At 66.9% G+C, this 19,877-nt stretch carries 13 protein-coding genes and 4 pseudogenes; 4 read left to right on the forward strand and 13 right to left on the reverse strand.

The window, feature by feature from the left end; genetic code table 11:
- The 6 genes and pseudogenes from ABZ930_RS23415 to ABZ930_RS23440 all read right to left on the reverse strand — a co-directional run.
- Positions 1 to 418: pseudogene (locus ABZ930_RS23415) on the reverse strand (hypothetical protein); the annotation flags it as partial.
- Between the two features lie 392 nt (positions 419 to 810).
- A complete protein-coding gene (locus ABZ930_RS23420; RefSeq protein ID WP_361550795.1) occupies positions 811 to 1,545 on the reverse strand; it encodes a hypothetical protein in 735 nt (244 codons plus the stop codon).
- On the reverse strand, positions 1,542 to 1,949 hold the full coding sequence (locus ABZ930_RS23425; RefSeq protein WP_361550798.1) for a hypothetical protein: 408 nt from the start codon (positions 1,947 to 1,949) through the stop codon (positions 1,542 to 1,544). Before ABZ930_RS23425 ends, ABZ930_RS23420 begins: the two co-directional genes overlap by 4 nt.
- Before the next feature lie 44 nt (positions 1,950 to 1,993).
- A pseudogene (locus ABZ930_RS23430) lies at positions 1,994 to 2,515 on the reverse strand (transposase); the annotation flags it as partial.
- Positions 2,516 to 2,803: 288 nt separating this feature from the next.
- Positions 2,804 to 3,025, reverse strand: a pseudogene (locus ABZ930_RS23435) (DNA polymerase III); the annotation flags it as partial.
- A gap of 66 nt (positions 3,026 to 3,091) precedes the next feature.
- Complete coding sequence (locus ABZ930_RS23440) at positions 3,092 to 5,152, reverse strand: protein kinase (RefSeq protein WP_361550801.1); 2,061 nt, start codon at positions 5,150 to 5,152, stop codon at positions 3,092 to 3,094.
- 178 nt (positions 5,153 to 5,330) lie between these two features.
- Between ABZ930_RS23440 and ABZ930_RS23445 the strand changes: the two genes are divergently transcribed.
- Positions 5,331 to 5,819 carry a hypothetical protein gene (locus tag ABZ930_RS23445; protein ID WP_361550804.1) on the forward strand — a complete coding sequence of 163 codons (489 nt, stop codon included), beginning with the start codon at positions 5,331 to 5,333 and terminating at the stop codon, positions 5,817 to 5,819.
- A gap of 89 nt (positions 5,820 to 5,908) precedes the next feature.
- Here the strand turns inward: ABZ930_RS23445 and ABZ930_RS23450 are convergent, their stop codons facing one another.
- The 4 genes and pseudogenes from ABZ930_RS23450 to ABZ930_RS23465 all read right to left on the reverse strand — a co-directional run.
- Positions 5,909 to 7,333 (reverse strand): site-specific integrase, encoded by a 1,425-nt coding sequence (locus ABZ930_RS23450; protein WP_361550807.1) that lies wholly within the window; start codon positions 7,331 to 7,333, stop codon positions 5,909 to 5,911.
- A 294-nt stretch (positions 7,334 to 7,627) separates the two neighbouring features.
- Positions 7,628 to 8,707, reverse strand: a complete 1,080-nt coding sequence (locus ABZ930_RS23455) for a hypothetical protein (protein ID WP_361550810.1) — start codon at positions 8,705 to 8,707, stop codon at positions 7,628 to 7,630.
- 31 nt (positions 8,708 to 8,738) lie between these two features.
- Positions 8,739 to 11,303, reverse strand: a complete 2,565-nt coding sequence (locus ABZ930_RS23460) for an ATP-binding protein (protein WP_361550813.1) — start codon at positions 11,301 to 11,303, stop codon at positions 8,739 to 8,741.
- A 208-nt stretch (positions 11,304 to 11,511) separates the two neighbouring features.
- Positions 11,512 to 11,667: pseudogene (locus tag ABZ930_RS23465) on the reverse strand (transposase); the annotation flags it as partial.
- Between the two features lie 621 nt (positions 11,668 to 12,288).
- On the opposite strand from ABZ930_RS23465, the gene ABZ930_RS23470 reads away from it, so the two are divergent.
- Positions 12,289 to 13,362, forward strand: coding sequence for a hypothetical protein (locus ABZ930_RS23470; protein ID WP_361550816.1), 1,074 nt, complete (start codon positions 12,289 to 12,291; stop codon positions 13,360 to 13,362).
- A gap of 840 nt (positions 13,363 to 14,202) precedes the next feature.
- On the opposite strand, the gene ABZ930_RS23475 is transcribed toward ABZ930_RS23470, so the two are convergent.
- The 3 genes from ABZ930_RS23475 to ABZ930_RS23485 form a co-directional block, all read right to left on the reverse strand.
- On the reverse strand, positions 14,203 to 14,757 hold the full coding sequence (locus ABZ930_RS23475) for a hypothetical protein (protein ID WP_361550819.1): 555 nt from the start codon (positions 14,755 to 14,757) through the stop codon (positions 14,203 to 14,205).
- Positions 14,758 to 15,683: 926 nt separating this feature from the next.
- Complete coding sequence (locus tag ABZ930_RS23480; protein WP_361550822.1) at positions 15,684 to 17,156, reverse strand: phospholipase D-like domain-containing protein; 1,473 nt, start codon at positions 17,154 to 17,156, stop codon at positions 15,684 to 15,686.
- A 9-nt stretch (positions 17,157 to 17,165) separates the two neighbouring features.
- The gene (locus tag ABZ930_RS23485; RefSeq protein WP_361550825.1) at positions 17,166 to 17,585 is read right to left on the reverse strand and encodes a hypothetical protein; all 420 of its coding nucleotides are present in this window, start codon (positions 17,583 to 17,585) and stop codon (positions 17,166 to 17,168) included.
- Positions 17,586 to 18,192: 607 nt separating this feature from the next.
- Between ABZ930_RS23485 and ABZ930_RS23490 the strand changes: the two genes are divergently transcribed.
- Both ABZ930_RS23490 and ABZ930_RS23495 read left to right on the forward strand, forming a co-directional pair.
- Complete coding sequence (locus tag ABZ930_RS23490) at positions 18,193 to 19,149, forward strand: sensor histidine kinase (protein ID WP_361551046.1); 957 nt, start codon at positions 18,193 to 18,195, stop codon at positions 19,147 to 19,149.
- On the forward strand, positions 19,146 to 19,811 hold the full coding sequence (locus tag ABZ930_RS23495; protein ID WP_361550828.1) for a response regulator transcription factor: 666 nt from the start codon (positions 19,146 to 19,148) through the stop codon (positions 19,809 to 19,811). The genes ABZ930_RS23490 and ABZ930_RS23495 overlap by 4 nt, the downstream gene beginning before the upstream one ends.
- The last annotated feature ends 66 nt before the right edge of the window (positions 19,812 to 19,877 follow it).

The following is a 19,877-nucleotide window of genomic DNA, read 5'->3' on the forward strand; positions in this document are numbered from 1 at the left end:
GGCCGTTGGGGCTGCGCACCCCGTCCATCGTCCGCGGGTCCGGATACAAACCCGCAGGCCCCGCCGGGAACTCCCGCAGTTCCAGGATGCCGGTAGCCCCCTCAGTTGCCGAGGTGACCCCGCTGGATTCGGGCAGGCGGCCAAAGACAACGGGTATGCGGACGGCGGGGCGCCTGCGTGGCGCTATGCCAGCCATCATGAGCGCGGCAATCACAACAAGAGCCTCGGAAGGCCGAGTTGACCGACCGGACGCCGAGGACGGGCGCACCTGCTGGTTGCGCATCAGGAGCGTGTCGATGGCACCGGCGAGCCGGGGCGAGAGATCAGAGAGTTTCTTTCCGGCGGGCTGCACCGGTCCCGGAGCCGCATCCGGGCACAGCAATCCGCTGCCTTCCCACGCCCCCAGCAGCCGCAGCATTGCCTCGTTGTGTTCTTCGCCGCCCCCTGGGGGTGCGACGAGCGCCCTGGCCAAGAGGAGCGGGTGATCGGCTCGTACCGCGACTGAGTGTTCCTGATCCGGTGCGGTTGCTCTAAGCCAGGCATGCAGGTCTTCGCAGCCGCGACCTGCGAGCCAGGCCGGATCGTCTTGGACCGCTTCGCTGCAACAGTTCCACCACAGCGCTGACTCGCCCAGCAGCTCCCGGGCCGCAGTCTGCGGGCCGGAAGCGCGCTCCAGCGCCTTCCCGACTGCGATCCGGGCCGCGTGGCCGCCACGATGTCTCCGCAAGCGCCAGCCCGTTGGACGGTTCGTCATGACGTCCGCAGAAAATCCGCCCCGGGCGTGTTGCTGCCCTGGCCTTGCTGCCCTGGTCAAGGCAGCTCCCGATCGATGACGTGACGCAGATCCGCATCCGAAATTGTTGCTCGTACTGCGCGCCAGGCGTTACGGGTCGCCTCGTTGAGCGAGGCGCCGACCGACAGCGCGACCGTCTCGGCGTCCCACGCACTGTCTCGACTGACCGGAATCGGCGCGGATGCTGTCCAGTCCTCTCCGGAGAAGCCTGGGAGCCGAACGTACGAGGCGGCAGGCCCAAGGGGCGCCCTCACCACGGGAACGAGCAGGGTCTGCTCGGGCCCGGCCAGGGTCGGGTATCGGAGCGCCGTCATCATGGGCACGGTGTTCTCTGCGTCAGGCACGACGACTTCCAGGCTGTGCCCGCGGATGGGGCCCGCGTGGCTGTGAACGAGGAAGCGTGCGATGCCGTCCGGGGCCGATGCCTCCAGCAGCACGGTGTCACCTCCCGCTGCGGCAAGACCGCCGCCCTGCGGCAGCCGCGGGAGTGGAAACCAGCCCGGGGCAGGTGGCCTGGCCAGAACCTGTTCGTCCGCGGCTCTGGGAGTCGGGCGATTCTCGCGCAAGGTGTCGGGAAGGGTGGGCTCAGCCTGCATGGATCCTGAGGGCAAGTCCGTGCCGATGAACGACGCCCAGATCCGCAGCCACAGTGAGTAGCCCTCGCGTGCGCGCACCCGAGCGTGCAGGTGATGCGGATCCACGCCGCCGGTAAACGAGCGCCAAAAACGCCGTGCTAGCGAACCGTTAGTCACGGCGCCTCCTCGCGGATACGAGAGGGCCCCTCGCTGTCCGCGGACGCCAGCGGCTCCAGCATGGCTTCGCGAGGCCCGCGCAGAGCCTCGGAGGGCGTTGTCGCCCGACCGATCTGGGCCAGCAGGGCTGGCGCGGAGGCTCCGACAGTCACCGCCGCATAGATTCCGGTGACCTCGGTGTGAAGCAACCACCCGGCCGCGCCTCCCAGCGTCACGCGCATGAGGGCGGCGAGCGAATCCGCGAAGGGATCGATGAACTTGTCGAGTGGCGGGAGCGCGGCCTCTGCCGCCCGCGCCGCATGACGCGCTTGCTGCCAGGCATTCATGCGCCCGTAGGTGACTACCGCCTCAGCGATCAGCCCACCGCCCGCGCCGAATGCCACCGCCTCGATCCACGTCAGCATCAATCGCCCCCAGCAGACCTCATGTTGCTGCCCTTGATCGTGCGTTAGCCAGCGTACGCCTTCGTCATGTCCACGTCGGTTTTCTGGATTCGCATCTTCACCGCCCATTCACGGCGTCGGAGCGCAGGTGAGGGGGATTCAGGGAGGGAAATCCGCTTCTTTGGATCAAGAGGCGAGCTCGGCGAGGTGGGGTGCGAAGGTGCGGGCATCGCGGCCTCGTGCGTATGAGCGTGTTGCCGTGGTGCCAGGAACGCGCGAGTTGGGCAGTTCGCCTTCTCCGCATGGATCAACCGGTACAACGCGCTCACCTGTCGTGCTCCTTCACGAAGAAGGCAGTCGCCTTTTTTCAGGATCTCGATGGTCTGCTGCTGTTCACGGTTCTCCCGCCGCAGCTGCTTGAGCTCCTCGCGCTCGGCACTGCTGAATTCGCCGGAGGTGCCCTCGCCCCGGTCCGCCTTGGCCCTGCGGTACCAGCCGCGCAGGGACTCGGAACTGATGCCCAGCTCCCGGGCCACCGTGGTGACCGTCTTGCCCGAGGAGTCGACGAGCGCGATCGCGTCCCGCTTGAACTCTTCGGTTTACCGCTTCGTGTACTTGCTTCCCACCTGGCGCTACTTCCTCTGGAACCACTGAGGTTCCAGTCTCCAGGTGTCCACGATCAAGGGGAAGGTTCATCCCGTTCGGGTTGCTCGCCCGCGCCACCTGCGCGGTCAACGACGGAACTTGCTCACCCGGACGAGCGCGCAGCGACACCGACTCACCTCACGAAGACGACCGACCTTCGAAACCGAGCCGAGCCTGCCCGACGGTCACGCATCGCGCCGGGGAATTTCAAGATCCCCGACAGAGTCGCTCAGTGCGCGCTCGCTGGTGGCGGCGTCCAGTGTCGCGCGTGGCAGCGGGGCGGCGCTGTCGCCAGGTGCCGCGGCGACTTGGACGGCGCCGACGTCACCGAAGGACAGGCCGCCGTTGATGGCTGCGGCGATCACCACCCGGTGCGAGGACGGGGGCAGGGAAGCGATGTCGACGGTAATTGTCTGTTCGGCCGGGCCGTTGGTGAGCAGGTGGACGGTGCCGCCGTTGCCGCTCCGACGGTGCCTGCCCCGCGGCCCGCCTGATCCTCTCCGGGCGGCGTGTGGTCGTCAGGGGCCCGAGACGGCGTGGCGGATGCGGTGGTCGACTCGAAGATCGTGGGCCAGGGGTGCCAAGTGGGTTGCGAACCCTGGGTGTTGCCGCAGCATGCTGGCCACTGAGCTCGCCGCATCGCCGGACAGGGTGGAGATCCACGTGGCAAGTGAGGGCGGCGGCGACCAGTCCTCAGATGCGGAGCCCCAGTCGAACGCGCCGCCGCAGCAGGTCTCCAGAAGGTCCAGCTCGCCTGCCGTCGCGGCCTGCTGGGCCAGGGCGATCAGCCATCCGATGACGGCATCAACCTCGCCGGGCTCCGGCGGCCGGTGAGAGCCCAGCAGTTCGGCCATGGAACGGGCCATCTCGACCGCGCGGGCGGGATCGGACAGCAGGGCGGGCAGGAGAGGGGCGAGCGGGATCTTGATGAGCAGGTCGCAGTAGAGCTCTGCGTCGTCGCTCTTCATGCCTGCCAATGCGACCAGCTGATCGGCCGCCTCCGGAGATCCCGTGGCCAGTTCACCCCGCCAGTACTCACCTGCTACGAGCGGCGACTCCTGCGGCTCGTCGATTTCCCGGCCGACGAGCCGCAGAAGGTCCTCGACGGTGGCCGGCCGACGCGCGGGCTCCAACTGGGTTGCCTCGCGCACGACGGATCGCCAAGGACCGGACTTCGGCAGCAGCGGAACATTGGGCATTGGATACTCGCCGGTGACGGCCCACCCGATGAACTGGCCGAGACTGTAGATGTCCGCCGAAGGACCCACCGCGTGGGCGTCGCTGTACGACTCCGGAGCGGCGAACCCGTCGGAGCCGAGGAACATGCCCATCCGGGTGCGCTGCGCGTCGGTTGTCAGGCCCGCGGGGCGCTTGACGATTCCCCAGTCGGCCAGCAGCCAACGGCCGTTCAGGAGCAGTACGTTGGCGGGCTTGATGTCCCGGTGGACCCACCCCTGCCGGTGTGCCACGGTCAAGGCGGAACACACCCCCACCAGAAGCGAACGCAGGGCGGGGACGTCGGCGAACCGGTCCCGACACTGCTCCGCCGTGGCCTCCGCGTACGGCATGACGAACCACGTGTTGTTGGGGTCGCAGTCCAGGACGGGCATCGCGTGTGGGTTCCCGTCGAGGCGCCGGCCGAGCTCGATCTCACGGGCCATGCGAGCCACTTGGCGGGGCAGCGGGTGCTTGTCCCGCAGCTTCTTGAGCGCGACGACCCGGCCGCTCGGCTTGTGGACCGCCTTGAACACGTCCGCCTGTCCGCCGTCGACCAGGGGAAGGCGCTCGCACCGGTAGGCCTTTCGCTGGCCGGGCATGGCGCGCGCGGGGAGCTCACCGAGCTCCGGCGCGACCAGGAGCTTGCCGTCGATCTCTTCCCATTCCGCGGAACCCGGGGCGAGCGTGATCCGGCTGCCCCTATCGGAGATGGCCGTGGCGAGAGTTCTGCCGTCGGAGCCCTTCGGTGTGGCGGGCCGACGTGCGGCCACCAGATCCCGGAAGACCTCATCTGCGGAGAAGCCCTCCGCCAGGTACTGCAGCACTTCGTACTGGTCCTCGGGGAGGAAGGCGCCGAGGGCCTCCAGCTGAGCCCGGTCCGCGATCGCCCGGACAGCTTTCAACGTGGGCTCGTCGACGCCCAGTTCGTGCAGAACCTGGTCGGAGAACTCCGCGAAGAGCGGGGACGGGACGGCGGTGGCGGGCTGCGTGCCCTGCAGCTCGTCGATCGCTCCCACGTCGCGCGCTTCGAGCCGGTGTGTGGCGGCGTTGACGGTGAAGGACCGCTTGACGGCCCACGCCATCGCATCCTCGTGCGGCAGCACCTTCAGGAGTACGTAGATGTCGCTGCCGTCGTCCGGCGCGAGAACGACGCCGCGCCAGAAGGCCGTGATGCGGATCGTGCGGACGCGCGAGTCACGCGCTTTGACCGGCGCGCTGAACCCGAGTCCCTTGTCCGGCCCCAGCTGTGCCGGGGTCAGCGACTGGAACTTCGCCACCGCCTTGAGCACGCCGGCCCGCACCGGCTTGTCCAACTGCTCGTACTCGGCCCTGAAGGCGGTGGTCAAGGCGAGCTGCGGCAAGAGTAACTCCCCACGGGGCAAGGGCCAGGTGACAGGGCGGTCAGGATATCTCCGGGGTGCGGAACCGGCTCGGGCGAGGGACCCGTCCACCGGCAGCTCCTCGCTGTCGAGCTATCCCAGCCGGACTGCCTTCATCCACACAGGACGATCCAGGGGAATCGGCGAAGCCGCGCATGAGTTGGGCCAGTACTGGCCGTCGGGCACCTTTGCGCCGATCGCGTCCCGTGGGGAGCCCATCCGGTCCGCGGCTGTCACCGGGACGTCGACGTCGGCGGCCCGGGCGTCGGTGCTCCTCGCCGCCGATGCCGGGATCTCTCAGGCCACCGCCTACCGCTACCTGCACGAAGGCATCGATGTCTTGGCCGGCGAAGCCCCGGAATTGCCCGAGGTCCTTGAACGGTGCCGCCACCAACACCTGCCCTGCATCATCTTGGACGGCACCCTCATCCGCTGCGACCGCCTGACCGGTGAGACGGAACGCGGCACCGATCTCTGGTACGCGATTCGGATCAAGCACTTTGCCGGGAACGTGCAGTTCCTCGCCGCGCCCGACTGGTGGCAGCGTCACACAACAGCGTCCGGCGTGGGTCAACGGCACGTAACAGATGCGAAGTTGGCTGCCAGCCCGCGTTTCTGCTGCGTGAGAAGAGATTTGACGGCGCGATAGACGCGCGTACCGTGGGAAGTTGCTGGCAACCTCTCCCGGAAGCGTTGAACCGTGAACCTCGGGCGTGTAGTTCTGCGTACCGCTGGGGGTCAAGGGGTCGCAGGTTCAAATCCTGTCGTCCCGACCAGCTTTTTGCAGGTCGGAGGCCGTTTCTGCCGTTTGGCAGGGGCGGCCTTTTTCATGTGTGGTCGTCGGGTGGTCGTAACCCGGTCGTCGGCGCCTGGTTTGTGCTGATGGGCCTGGTGCGGTGTGTGGTGTGGTGGTCGTGATGTGGTCGCGTGTTGTTCTTCGCGGTCGAGGGCGGTGGCGATGGCGTCGACGGCCTGGTGGGCGGTGCGTCGGGTGACGTGGGCGTAGATGTTCGCGGTGGTGGAGATGGTGGAGTGTCGTGCGGTCTGGGAGACGACCCACAGGCTGACGCCCTCGCTGATGGCCGTGGTGACGGCGAGGTGGCGCAGGTCGTGGAGGGTGCAGCGGGGGAGGCCGGCTTGGTCGGTGAGGTGGTGGAAGTGGTTGAGGACCCACTCCGGGTGCCAGGGGCGTCCGTCGGGGCGTGAGAAGACGAACCCGTCGGCCATGGTGGCCGTCTCGGTGGGGTCTGCGGTCGCGAGTGTGGTGTGACGGCGCTGGTCGAGTGTGTTGTGGACACGGGGCGAGAGGGCTACCCAGTCGCGGCTGCTGCGGGTTTTCGGGGTGGTCATGACGAGTTGGTTGTTGTCGACGGCTGAGAGTGTCCAGCGGGTGTAGAGCCGGTTCTGGTCGAGTTGGACGTCCGACCAGTGCAGGGCGAGGGCCTCGCCCTTGCGTAGTCCGGTGCCGATGAGCAGTTCGACGAGGTCGGCGAAGTCGGGGTCATGAGTGTGGCAGTGGTCGAGGAAGCGCACGGCCTGGGCGGTGGTCCAGATGACACGTTCCGCGGGGGCCGGGCGGGGGATGATGGTGGGACGGGCGACGTTGACGGGTAGCCGGTGGGTGCGCACGGCCTCGCCGAGGGCGCTGGAGAGCGTGGCGAGGATGTGCCAGACCGTCTGCTGGCCGCGTCCGGCGGCGAGTTGGGCTTGGGTGAAGCGCAGCAGGTGTTCGTAGGCGAGGTCGTCGAGGCGGATCGGGCCGAGGGCGGGGATGAGGTCGTTGCGGGTGTAGTCGCGGTAGCGGATCCAGGTGGTGGGCTTGAGCCGCAGCTTCTTCCCGGCGAGCCATTGGGTGAGGTAGTCCTCGAGGGTCGGGTTGGGGTCGGCGCTGATGCCGATGCTGCGGCCGGCGAGGTAGCGGTGCAGCGCGGTGCGGGCCTCGTCCGCGGTGGGGAATCCGCCGCGTCGTACGGTGCGGTTGTGGCCGCCGGGGGTGGTGGCGGGGATCTCGACGGCGAAGGTCCAGGTCCCGTGCCCGGGGTCGGTGGCCAGGAGCGGGCAGTGGGAGCCGAGTTGGTGTTTCTGGGCGTCGCGGCAGCCGCAGCGGCGGTAGACACGTCCGGTGGCGTGGTGGGAGCGCATGGTGACCACTTCCCTGCGCATGGTGTGACGCCTGTGTTTCCAGGATGATCTTGCGGCGTCCGGAGTTCCAGGCGAACGCCCACGCCACGACCACAACGCGCGCCGCACGGCCTGCGACCTGCGCGGATCCCTTGACCGAGCGAACGGTGCGACTGTGCGCGTTGGCTCAGTCTGGGGCGCAACTGGTGCTCGCTGGGATACCGTGCAACATGCTCCTCAACCGTGCTCTGGCCTGGATTACAGAGGGCCTCTGAGAGCCGGTTCGCCTGCTGCACGCAGCGGCGAGGGCCGGGAAAGAGCTTTCCAGGGCCAGAGTCAGCGCCACATGTACTCGGATCCGGACAGAACTCGGGCCGTCACGCGTCGGCTCTCAGAGGTGTGGGAGAAACTCCAGGTCATGCCGGTCACATGACAGGCTTCGGGAAGCAGGGGGTCGTCGGGCCTGACGATGAGGCCCGAGGTGAACGAGAAGTCGTCGGCCGAGACGCTGAAGTGTGCCTGAGGGACAGTGCCAGGAGTGAGATCAAGATCGGTGATTGAGACGCGGCGGGGCTCGCCGTGGAGTGCGAGCTGGCCGAAGACGTCGCTTGCCGCGAACTCGATGAGTTGGTCCGTGGCGTCGAAGGCTTCACAGTATGCGCGGGCCGCACCGTCGAGTTGATTGATCTCCTGCTGGAGAATCGCCGTGCGGTGGTTGTGACGCTCAATCATGCGTGTGTCGTGAATGTCGAGAGCCTGAGGGGTAAGGAGTCGTTTGACCTTTGTCCGGGTCTCAATAAGGCGTGAACGGCTCGGACTGTCCAGCGCCTTGTGCGTGGCCTTCAACTGCTGCCAGGCGTCGCTGTGCTGGAGCGTGGTGGACAGGTTCTGAGCTGCGCGGTCCAGAACGGTGGCTGTCCTTCTGGATGCGTTGAGTAGCTGATTTGCTTGCTGCGGAGACCCCGTGAACTGGATCCCGGCGGCGCGATCCTGAGGTGGCCAAGTCAGGCGCCAGCTGAATTCGTCGGTTGTCAGGGCCGTATGGGGCGCCAGATGGGGGGCGGGGAGCAGCGGATAGCCGGGGAGGCGCGAACGGATCCAGGCGATGGTGTCCCGGTGCGCTCGTTCAATCCGGTGCGCGGCATCAAGCCATTCCTGCCAGCTAGCGGTCAGGACCTGCCGCTCATCGTCGGGCAGCCGGACCTGACTGAACACTGCCACGGTGGAGCCTGCCCGGAGCGGACTTCCAGTGATCTGGGCGCCATGGGCTTCCAAGACGCCCAGGTGAGTGGGGACTTCGGTCAGGGACTCCCGGTTGTTGTAGGGCAATTCACGGGCGAAGCGGGAGACAAGCGGCAGTTCCGCCCACACCTGCGCCTGCTCGGTCACGGCCTGCCACACTTGCGCATCGCTCATGATGATCGTGCTTTCGTGATTGGTGTTCCGACTAGGGGATGAGCCACTTTTGGTTCGTGAGGGAGTGGATAGCCGTGCGTACATACGCTGCGGCTGCCTGTTGGGGTGACCGGTCCAAAAGCGCGCGGAGGCCAGCGCTGCCTCCGGTCGTCGTATCCAAGGGAGAGGTCGTCTGCTGCGTTGATACAACGGTGATTTCGTCGCTGCGGGTGTAGGTCACGCCCCATTCCGTACCGCCGAAGGGATCCGACTCGCGCTCGCCGACGACCGCGTTCATGCCACCGGGGCCCGTGTGCGCCGCTAGTAAGGCTTCGTGACCCGGTGGCGTGGCTGCCGCTACGAGCTCGCGGGTGGCTGTGGCTGTGCGTCGCGCGTGTTCGGTCAGCAAGAGTACGGCGTCGGCCTGTGTGCGGGGCTGGTCAGGACGGATCCCGGCGGGCGCAGTCAGCAGGCTCAGGAGGTGCTGTCTCCACAGCCGCACGGCGATCCGTGTCGGCCCGGTATCCGCGTCGAGGACGGTCGAAGCGACAGACGTGCGGGAGAGCCGGATCGCATCCTTCGCGTCGATCCATCGCGATGCGTCGGAGCTGGATGGCAGAGCCATGACCCTTCCGTCCGCAAGCCGTGCCAGCATGACACCGCCGTGGCCCAGACGGAGGTGAGCGAGGAGTGAGGCGACTTCGTGCGGAGTGTCGTCATCTGCGAGGCGTCGGTCGTATCGCGACAGGGCGACTGTGGTGAACGGCAGGTCGCGAGCCACAATTTGGGCGATCTTATCCGTTACGCCCCCGATCTCGACGCTGAACAGCAGACGCTGCTCGTCGCCGGGGAAGAGGGTCTGCGGCAGCGGCGCGCGGCCTCGCGCATGCGCATCCCCCGCGAGGTAGTCGGCGAACGAGTCATGGAGCGGAACGACGGTTTGTTCCCACCCGGTCAGACTGATCAGGCCGCAGCGTCGTGCTGCGTCGTGGAGCTCCGCGGCGGTCGTCTGCAGCCCGAGTGCGTTCAAGGGGCCGGAGGCGTCTGCCAGGATCTCCAGCCACTCGTAAATGTCTGCGAAGCGGCGTCCGTCGTCTAGCAACCTCGCGTACGCAATGCCGAGGACAGGAACCAGGGATCCGAGGCCCGCGGCTCCAGTCCGGCGCGCCAGGCGGCTGAGGAAGGTCCGGTAGACATCCGCGCGGCCGGTCGTGCCAGCCAGCTCTGACCTGACCTCCAGACTCATGGCGAAGAGCAGCGGATTGTCCACAGCCTCGCCCAGCACTTCCCCGATGACCGCCACAATCGCCTGCGCTGTGGCGGAGCTGCCGGCCGTCGCGGATGTGGCCAACTCGATCTTCTGGGAGTGGGAGAGCGGCGACAGCTCGTAGGTATGTGGGGTGACGCTGCTCGGCAGTACGGACCCGATTACCGAGGCATCGCGGCCCACGAGGACCAGACGTGCGCCGTGGCCCGACGCGACTGGGGCGCGAAGCTCCTCGGCCAGCCCCTCCCTCAGTGATGGGGTGACCTCAGAGACTCCGTCGACGACCACGGTCACGGCGGGGTCAGCCAGCGCTTGCGCGCCGGTGGCGGAAGGTAGATCTTGCTCCAATATGGCGCCCAGAGCGTCGGCCACAAGGGCGGCGAGGCGGCCAGGGACATAGCTTTCCGCGTGCGCCACGATGACCGGGTAGCCCGTCCTGACGGAGAGCGCCCGTAGCAGGGACGCGGCTGTGGTCTTTCCCGAGCCTGACCGGCCAGCCAGGATCATCGGACCTGGACCTCGCGTCAGGGCGGACATGTCCTCCTCATCGGGCCCGACCGACGACGGGCTACCTTGCAGGCTCGACAGGCCTACGGGCCGGAGTTTCAACTCGGCGAGAACCTGCCGTGGTTGCAAGCCCGATAGAGCATGAAGGTATCGAGGCATTACAGTGCCTGGCCACCGCTGGGCGGCGCTCTGGTCCGCGGGGACACCGAGTAGCTGCGCGATGTCCTGACGTGTCAGAAGCCTTTGCTCCGGGTCATGTTCGCCCGCCGCCGCGAGCATGTGGCGGAAGAGCCGGTCGACCGCCCGTTCGGCCTGCTCACGCAGGGCCGACCGGGAACGCACTGTCGGCAGCATGGCAGAGACCTGCCGCTCTGCCTCAGCGAGCACAGTTTTGGTTCCGCGCGGGTCCTGTCGCACCCGAGCCCGGCCCAGCGCGCTCACTACGGTCGCGTCGGGCGCATGGGGCCCGAGGAGGGCGACGAGGTTTGCCGGATCACCCGCGGCGGTGGACCGTAATGCCTTTTCCACCAGTTCGCCCGTCGGCCCGAGTCGGCCGTCGGTAAGGAACTCGAACGTCGCATGCTGGGCGCCCGGGAGAGCGGCCCAGCGTGTGAAGACGTTCAACAGCTCCGCCTGGCCCCAGGTGTATCCGCTGGTGCGGATCTTGACCTGAATGGCACGGTGCAATCGCCCGTCCCTGGTGAAGAGTTCGACGTCGACCACATCGTCGAGGCCCTCGACCCGGATGCTGCCGAGAAGGGGATCCTCGAGCATGCTGATTGCTTCGAGAACCCCGTGCGCCTGTTGGAAGGCGATGCCTCTGACGGTGTCGACGCCGCTCACGGCGCCATCGTTTCACGGCCGAGGCTCATCGGGCCGGGTACTCCTGATCTGTGCGTCTCGGTTTCCGAGCGTAGGCAGCTTCTCAGGCAGTCCGCGTGGCGAAGCAAGCGGCATGACCTTGCCCTTCAGGACTTCTGTTGGGTCTGCTGCAGATGTAGGTGACAAGTTGACCTGCCCCACCATTTGGGCTCCAGGTTCGGTGGCTAACCGGCAGCCGCCCGTGGTCGATGTCGTCCTGCCGCAGCCACTTCGACAGCGTGACGGGATGGATGCCGAGCTCGACCGCGGTCTGCTTGGCCTGCTTGCCGGAGCGGACCAGCGCGATGGCACGCGCCCGGAACTCCGGAGGATAGGGACGAGGCATCACTGCCAGCCTTCCGCGAAGGGCTGTCCGTTAGCCACCAGAACTGGAACCCGAGACATGGGGCAGGTCAGGATGTCACCCAGGGGCTCAGCAGTCGGGAAAACAGAAACGGCTCGTCTTCATCGAAGCGAAGACGAGCCGTGATGCGTACAGGCACACGGCTAGTGTCGCACCGCAAAGATCCCAGAGCCGCCATTACCCTGTCAACTCACTTCAAACCGTTGCTAGTTAGCCCTTACTGCCCCTGTTTCCCCCTCCGTGGAATTTCGTAGCGCGAGCTGAGGGGGCCCTGGGCAGCACGAGAAGGGCCGAGCCGACAGGCGGGCCACCATCCTCCCCCGTCGGCTCGGCGGGGCGCCTCCGCCGGCCGGTCGATCGCCGGTCGGCGCGAGGCCGCACGCCCCGGCGCCGGGAAACGGCCCTCCCGCGCGCGCTGGACGGTGCACCACGGCCGGCCCGGGCGAGAGGCAAGGAGGACCCCTCTTGATCTTTCGTTTCTCCAGGACCGGCCAGGTCGCATGCGAACTGACGCCGATGTCTTCCTGGCGCTTAGGACTTGGGCGGGCGTTGTCAGTGGGGCTTCGTAGGCTGGAGCGACAGGTAGCACAGGGAGGGAACCCGATGAGCGCAAGTTCCTACAGGGGTCAGTTGGACCGGAAGACCAAGGAGCGGGCCGCCGCCGAGAAGAAGGTCGGCGAGTTCCGCACGAAGGAGGCCGACCGACGCGGTAAGGCGACCAAGGAGCGGTCGGCCGCGGAGAAGGCGAAGACGGCGAGCACCCGGGCGAGCAAGCTGCGCGCGGCGCAGCGGTACGAGGACGAGGCCAACAAGGCAGCTCGTGACGCAGGGACCTGGAGCACCAAGGTCGGCAAGCTCAGCAAGGAGATCTCCGACCTGTCGGTGAGGCTGGCGAAGGCGGAGACGGCCGAGACCGCCGCTGCGGAGAAGGCCCGCCAGCGCGAGCGGGATCAGACCGAGCGCCGTGCTGCGGCCCAGCAGCGCAGGATGGAGAGCCGCCTGTCGGCGACGGAGGGGCAGGTGCGCACGGTGCTGAGGGAACTGCGGGCGCCGAAGCCGGAGAAACTGCGGGTGTTGCTGCTGGGGGCTGCTTCCGACGGGAGTCTGCGCATCGGGCGGGAACAGGAGCGGATCCGTACGATCGTGCAGCGGGCGACCCACCGTGACCTGGTCGAACTGGACGTTCACTCGGCTGCGACCGCGGACACCCTCCTGGACGCCCTTCCTCGCTTCCGTCCCCACGTCGTGCACTTCTCCGGACACAGCGGGGCGGACCTGTTGGAGTTCGAGCAGGACGTTGACGACTTCCACGAGAGCGTCCTCGTCAGTGCCGGCGCCTTCGCCCGGGCCATCGCGGCCGTGGACGAGAAGCCGCTGCTGGTCGTGCTCAACTCCTGTCACTCTGCCGCGCAGACGGCCGGCCTCGTCGAGACCGTCCCGTTTGCCATCGGCATGGCCACGTCCATCGGCGACGTCGACGCCATCACCTATGCCGCACGGTTCTACGCCGCCATCGCCGAGGGACAGTCCGTGCAGGGCGCCCACTTGCTCGGTCAGGCGGCGGTCGAGATGAACGGGCTGCCGGACCACGAGGTCCCGGTCCTCACCTGTGCTCCGGACGTCGACCCCAGCGCGACACGGCTGGTGACGCCGCCCCTGGCTGCGGAGATTGCATAGCTGCCAGCTGCCAGCTGCCAGCTGTCGGGGCCCGTCGGCCGGGCAGACGACGCAGCCGGACAGGCCGCGACCGGGTACTGCCCGGTCGTCGCCTGCTTGATCGGAGACATAAGGATGACCGATGCGGGCTGCGTCAACGGCAGCCCAGCCCTTCGCTTATGCCGTTGGACCGGGCGAGTAGCTGGGCTCTTCACCGTGGAAGACGTCGTTGAGCAGCTCGCTGTGCAGCAGGTGTCCCTCGCCGGGGCCTTCATAGAGGTCCTATTCCCGGCCGCGGCTGTTCACGAGGGCTGCAGGTTTGAGTGACAGCGGAAGGCCCGAGGCTTGCGTAGACGGCGTGGTGAGTGGAGGCCGATGGGGTTCAAGCGCGTCCTACTGCTTGCAGCGTCAGGGGGCAGCACCTGGCGTAGGGCAACGGCGCCCAGTGAATGCGATGCCGGTCGACAGTTCATGGCGCCTCTGGAACGAGACGAGAATTGACGGCTCACTAAAGGTGCGTACCGTAAGAAGTAGCCAGCAAAATCCGTCAATAGCGTCAAACCATGAACGTCGGTAGCGTGGTTCCGTGAACTTCCGCTCAGGCGCCACGAACATCTCGCAACGGCGCACAGTGGCGTTCAAGAACTCGTCTAGGAGCGGCCGCACTTGACTGGGGGTCAAGGGGTCGCAGGTTCAAATCCTGTCGTCCCGACTGTTCGATTCGTCGAATGTCGCAGGTGAAGGACCGTTTTCGAACGGTCCTTTTTCTGTTTCCGGTTTGCTCCCGAGTGGGGGACGGGAGCGGTGTCCTAACCTGGTGGGGGCGATGACTGTTGCAATGCCGGGCGTACACATCGACGGTCATTCCTTCTGGTCGTCCCATGAGGTCCGATACCAACCCCTGAAGGACGCCAGCAGCGCCGCGAGCGCGGCACCTACCCGGGGATCAAGGCCTGGAACCCGGAGCAGCACTGCGTTCGACGACGGTTTGTGCTCCATGACCAGTCGGCCGTCAGCACGCCATCTCACGCGCCGCGGAGCGCGTGGGAGGTCGCCGTTCTCCAGCAAGGCGGCGATGAAGGCGAACGGAAGCAGGGGAGACAACATCCAGCAGAAGGCCCACCAGAACAGCCGTCCCTTGTAGCCCACGGCGTCCGGAGCGCCGGCCTGCGACACCGTCCAGCGGATCCGCAACCCGCCGCCCCTGAACGCCTTCCGCCGCGTAATGGTGCCGATGATCTGCCCGTACGCGTCCAGCACCTGATAGGTCACCCGGTGCCCCTCGGTGGACTGTGTGACCAGACGGGCCAGCGGCTGCGCACGTTCCTCGTCGGCCCACAGGAGGAAGGAACGGGCCCCCTTCTTGCGGTCGCCGCGGTACGAGGGAATGCCGCCGGGCGGGAGTTCGCGCTCCACGTGCGCGAGGACGTGGGGCTGCTCTCCCGGACCCGCTGTGTGGACGGGATACAGGGGCAGCACAGGGAGCCCTGTGGCGTGCGCGCTCTTATGCGGTCGTGGGGTGTCGTACATGGTGAGACTGACGGTCATGCGCGCTGTTTCCCCTCGGTGGTACTGCCGGGTGGAATCGGTGGCGTCCGGGCGGCGGTGTGCGGGCGCGATGGCATCCGGCGCCGCTGGATCCGGATCGGGCGGCCTCCACTCGGCAACCGCGTCGCGCCCGGGAGTCCAGCAGGAACTGTAGTTCGTCTACGGAGGCCGCCTGAAGTGGTACGGCTACGACCATCCCGGCACGAGGGCTGGGCGATCTGCTCGCGGCCGTCGGCTGCTGCGCCGCCGAGGAGCGCGGGGGCGCAGCTTCAAGGCCGACCATTCACAGTCCGGCGGTGCGGCGCCCCCTGCCGGAGTGGGCGCCGCCTGAGCGGGCGAGGTGGAGGGCGTCCTCGGGCTCTGTAGTAATCCGCAGTGCGGCAGGACTACCTCACAACTTTGCTGCTGCGCATCGAAAGTCGGACATGACTGGGAAATGCGTGTGCCCAGAGGAGGGCGCGGACTCTCTGGCGGCCGTCACCCACGATGTGGACCGGGCCCGTTGGCATTTACTCATCGGGACTACACCGCCGCCCCTATCTCAGGTGCGGCTGACGTGCGCCGTGCGGGAGAGTAAGGGCGCAGGCCAGCGGCAGCAGCCGGAGTGCTGCGCAGGCCTGGGTCACGGCGAGGCGGACGAGCGCGACAGCTGATCACGTCCGATGTGCGCTCCGTGGAGCGCAGCACCCCTGGTCGGCCCTGACGGCGATGTGAAGCGGTACGGGCACAGGCAGTTGCTCGACGGTCTCAGGGGCAGGTTCGGCAAGTAACCGGCCGGCTGTGACCGAGAGTGTCTATTCCTTGACCTGCCTCGGGTCGATCGGAATCTCGCGTGCCGTATTCTCGGCGCGCTCCTCGGCGCTCAACTCTCGCGCCACGGTCCCACAGCAGCGGTTGAACTGGTTCTGCCAGTCCGTCATGAACATCTCGTAGTTGGACTGGCCGACCAGCTTCAGGTCCGACTCGTCGTTGTGCCAAATGCCGTTGCTCGTCCAGTTCGAGGAGCCGACGAACACGAGTCTGGAGTTGGACGTACCCGCGTAATTACCACTGACCATCATGTACTTGTCGTGCGTGTAGTGCAGGGCGTTGCCGTTCGCGTCGGTGCCGCGGGTGGTGTCGTGCACGGTGATATTCGGCCGGTTCTTCAGGTAGTTCTGCACGCTGCCGTCAACCTGGCCGGCGGTGAAGAGTATCTGTATCTTCACGCCGGTGTTTGCCAGGCTCACCAGTTTCTTCGGCAGCTCCAGATAGTTCCGGTCGCCCGGCTGCCCGTGAGAGGTCCACTGGAACATGGCGATGTTGATCGTGGCCGGTGCCTTGACGTTGTTCAGGAAGTCGACCCACGTGTCGCTTCTGGAGCGCGCCTTGGGCCACTGGTAGGAGGGCGGGGACAGTTTCCTGGCGGCCTCGCCGCTGGTGGAGTTGTAGTAGTCGGGAACCAGCGGGCCCGGGCCGTTGAGTGCCCCCTTGGCCATGGCTGTGAAGTAGCGGAGGTAGGAGTTGTACAGGTCGACGTTGCCCTTGACGGTGGCGGCACTGTTCCACGCGGTTCTGGCCTGGGCGGAGGTGGGGTTGGCGCTGCTGACGGTCACTGTTCTGTTCGCGTCGCTCCCGCCGCTGAGCATGTAGTACTTCGCGTGCAGGGCGGAGCCGGAGTAGTGGGTCAGGCAGCCGCCCGGGCACAGCGCGGCGAAGCTGGAGGCTTGCGGGTCGTTGCCCAACTCGGTGACCATCGACTGCCAGGTCGCATTGTCGCTGTGAGAGTCCATCAGCGCCTTGACGATGACGCCCCGCTGGTGCGCGGCGATCAGGGCGTTGGCGAAGTCCGGGCCCGGTTGTGTGCTGCCTATCGAGTACATGGCGACGCGTATGGTCTGCCCGCAACTGGCGCTGTTGATCGATTCGATGATCGGGCCCATGATGTTCATCTGGGCGTCGGCGTCCTCCGGGTCGCTGAAGGCGGGGCCCGGTCTTGAGGTGAACGTCCGAGATTCGCAACTGAGCGGAGGTTTGGCCTTCTTGACCGCGGCGTGCGCCGTTGTGGACGACAGCGCGGTGACGACCAGCGCGGTGATCAACGTGAGCGTACGCTTCATGGACGGGCCTTTCGACGGGTTGTTGACGATGACGTGTCGGGTGTGGCTGTGCTGATCGACCACTGAGTGGTTGTTGAGGTGGGCCTGGTGGCCGACGTCGCAGTACGGGCCTGTCCGGCAGTTCGGTGTGACGGGATCGCCCGTCGTCCGGTCGGATGAACTACTCATGGCTGCAGGTCAGTTGGTGGCTCTCGCCCCGAGCGTCGGGCAGCCGTCGCCGTTGATGTCGCTCGCGGTGAGGGCGGCGCGCCAGCGGTCCTGAGAGAAGGCCGCGGAGGAGCCGGGCGCGCTGGTGGTGTTCTGGCTGATGGTGGTGCGTTGGGTCGACGTGATGCCGTTCGCCGATTCGTGCGGGGCGACGAAGTCCGCGGCGTTCTTCTGCCCGGACGCAGTGGCGTTGCCAGTGGAGAACGCGGCGTCGCCGTAGCCCGCCCCGTTGAGATCCGCCTTGCGGTGCTGCGTGACGCCGTCGGCCGCGCCGGCCGTGCCCGCCGACGCGGTGAGGAGGCCGCCGGTCAGGGGCGTCGCCGGGGCGTTCGCTGTGGCGACGCGGATGTGCGCCGGAGGTGGGGTGGTAGGGCGTATGTGCTTGGCCATGCGTTGAGCTCCTGCAAGGGACAGAGGCGTCCGGCGGACATCCCGCTTCGATGAGGTGTTGGGTTTGTTGGTGTTTGCCCGAAGTTGATCCAGGCGTGACCCACCGTTCGGCAAACAGGAGACTCGCAAAGGCGTCCGAGGGTTGCACGAGCAGGCCGGGAAGCGGCTGCGACGCTGAGCACGTTGAACCAGAGGGCGAGCCGGTCGCCCCGGCGTTCGGTGGGCTGCTGGTGGGCGAGCCAGTTGCCGGTGTTGCGTTGAGTGTCGTGCTCGGACAGGTGCGGAGCTTGCCCGCGGAGGAGGAACGGGGATTCGTTGCGGGCCTGTTCGGCTGTGTGCTGCATCTGGTTGGGGTCGGTACTGCCCTGCATGCCGTGAAGCTCTGCCGACTGGCCGTGGTTTGGCGATCGTCTGTCGGACTGGACCGGGACCGGGAGTCTGGTGACCCGGGCCCGGTCCGAGGGGTCGAAGACGGTAAAGATGGGTGTTGCCCCCCATAGACGTCGCCGTTCCGATATTTCAGACTGCGCTGGTCATGTTTTCGCAGCTCACGGCCGTGATCCAATGGTCCGGTGTGGGCAAGGTCGTCGGGGGAAGGGGGTTCGCGGTGTCGCTGTTCTGGCGCATCTTCACCTTGAATGCGCTTGTCCTGGTCACCGCTGCCGCGTTGTTGATGGGCCCCTGGGTCACTGTTTCAACGCCCGTGAGTCTCGGCGAGGCCCTGGTGATCGGCTGCGGCGTGTTGACCATGCTCGTGGTGAACGCTGTGCTGTTCCACTACGGCCTGGCGCCCCTGAAGCGGCTGTCACGGGCAATGGCCTCCGCTGACCTTGTCCATCCTTCGGCTCGGCCGGAGGTCAGCGGACACACCGAAATCGCCGAACTGCTGTCCACGTTCAACGCCATGCTCGATCGACTGGAGCATGAACGGGCTCTGAGTAGCGCGCGGGTGGTGGCAGCTCAGGAAGGTGAGCGGCAGCACCTCGCACGGGAGCTGCACGACGAGGTCGGTCAGACGCTGACGGCAGTGCTCCTCCAGCTGAATTGGCTGGCCGATGAGGCGGCCAAGGAACTTCGTGAGGAGCTTCTCGCGGTCAAGGAACTGACGCGCGACAGCCTCGACGAGATCCGCTGTATCGCGCGCCGGCTGCGACCAGGTGTACTGGAGGACTTGGGCCTGCCCCGTGCGCTGCGAGCGTTGGTGGCCGAATTCAGCACGCCCGGTCTCCTGGTTCACCATCAGATCGCATCGGAACTGCCCCGACTCGCCGGTGAAACCGAACTCGCCGTGTATCGCGTGGCACAAGAAGGCCTTTCGAACGCCCTCCGCCACTCGCACGCCCAGCAGGTCAGCCTTCACCTGTATCGGCGCAGCGCGCACCAGGTGGAACTCGTGGTGCGCGACAACGGCTGCGGCCTGCAAGGAAAGCAAGAGGGTTCGGGCATCCGGGGAATGCTGGAACGTGCCCTTCTGGTGGGCGCGGACCTGACGTTCCGAGCGCCACCTGACGGTGGCACGGAGGTGCGCTTTCTTGTGCCGTCCGTGTCGGAGGGGACCCGATGAGCGGCTCACCCGTCCGGATTCTGCTGGCTGACGACCATGCACTGGTACGACGAGGAATCCGGCTAATCCTGGACCACGAGCCCGGACTGAGCGTGGTGGCCGAGGCGGGAGACGGCGCCGAGGCCGTCGCGGCCGCGGTCACCACGGAAGTGGACCTGGCGATCCTGGATGTCGCGATGCCACGGCTGACCGGACTCCAGGCTGCCCGGCAACTCTCCCGTGCCCATCCTGGCCTGCGCGTCCTGATGTTGACCATGTACGACAGCAGCGAATACTTCTTCGAGTCCCTACGAGTCGGTGCCAGCGGCTATGTGCTCAAGTCGGTCGCCGATCGCGATCTGGTGGACGCGTGTCATGCCGCCGTCCGGGGCGAGCCGTTCATCTACCCCGGTGCTGAGAGCACGCTGATCCGTCGCATCCTCGACCGAGCCGATGAAAACGTGCTCTCCGCCGACAAGGGAGCCCGGACCATCACGGAACGTGAGGAAGAGGTTCTCAAACTCGTGGCCGAAGGGCACTCGTCGAAGGAGATCGCCGAGCTTCTGTACATCAGTGTGAAGACGGTCGAGCGGCACAGGGCCAATCTCATGCAGAAACTCGGCCTGCGCGACCGTCTCGCGCTCGCCCGCTACGCCATCAGGGTCGGTCTCATCGAGCCGTAGCCCGCAGCACCCCGTCACCACATCCCATGTCGTGAGCTGAGCGCCGTCCGACCGCGGACGGCGTCG

It is taken from the genome of Streptomyces sp. NPDC046716, assembly GCF_040645755.1.
GTDB lineage: Bacteria > Actinomycetota > Actinomycetes > Streptomycetales > Streptomycetaceae > Streptomyces.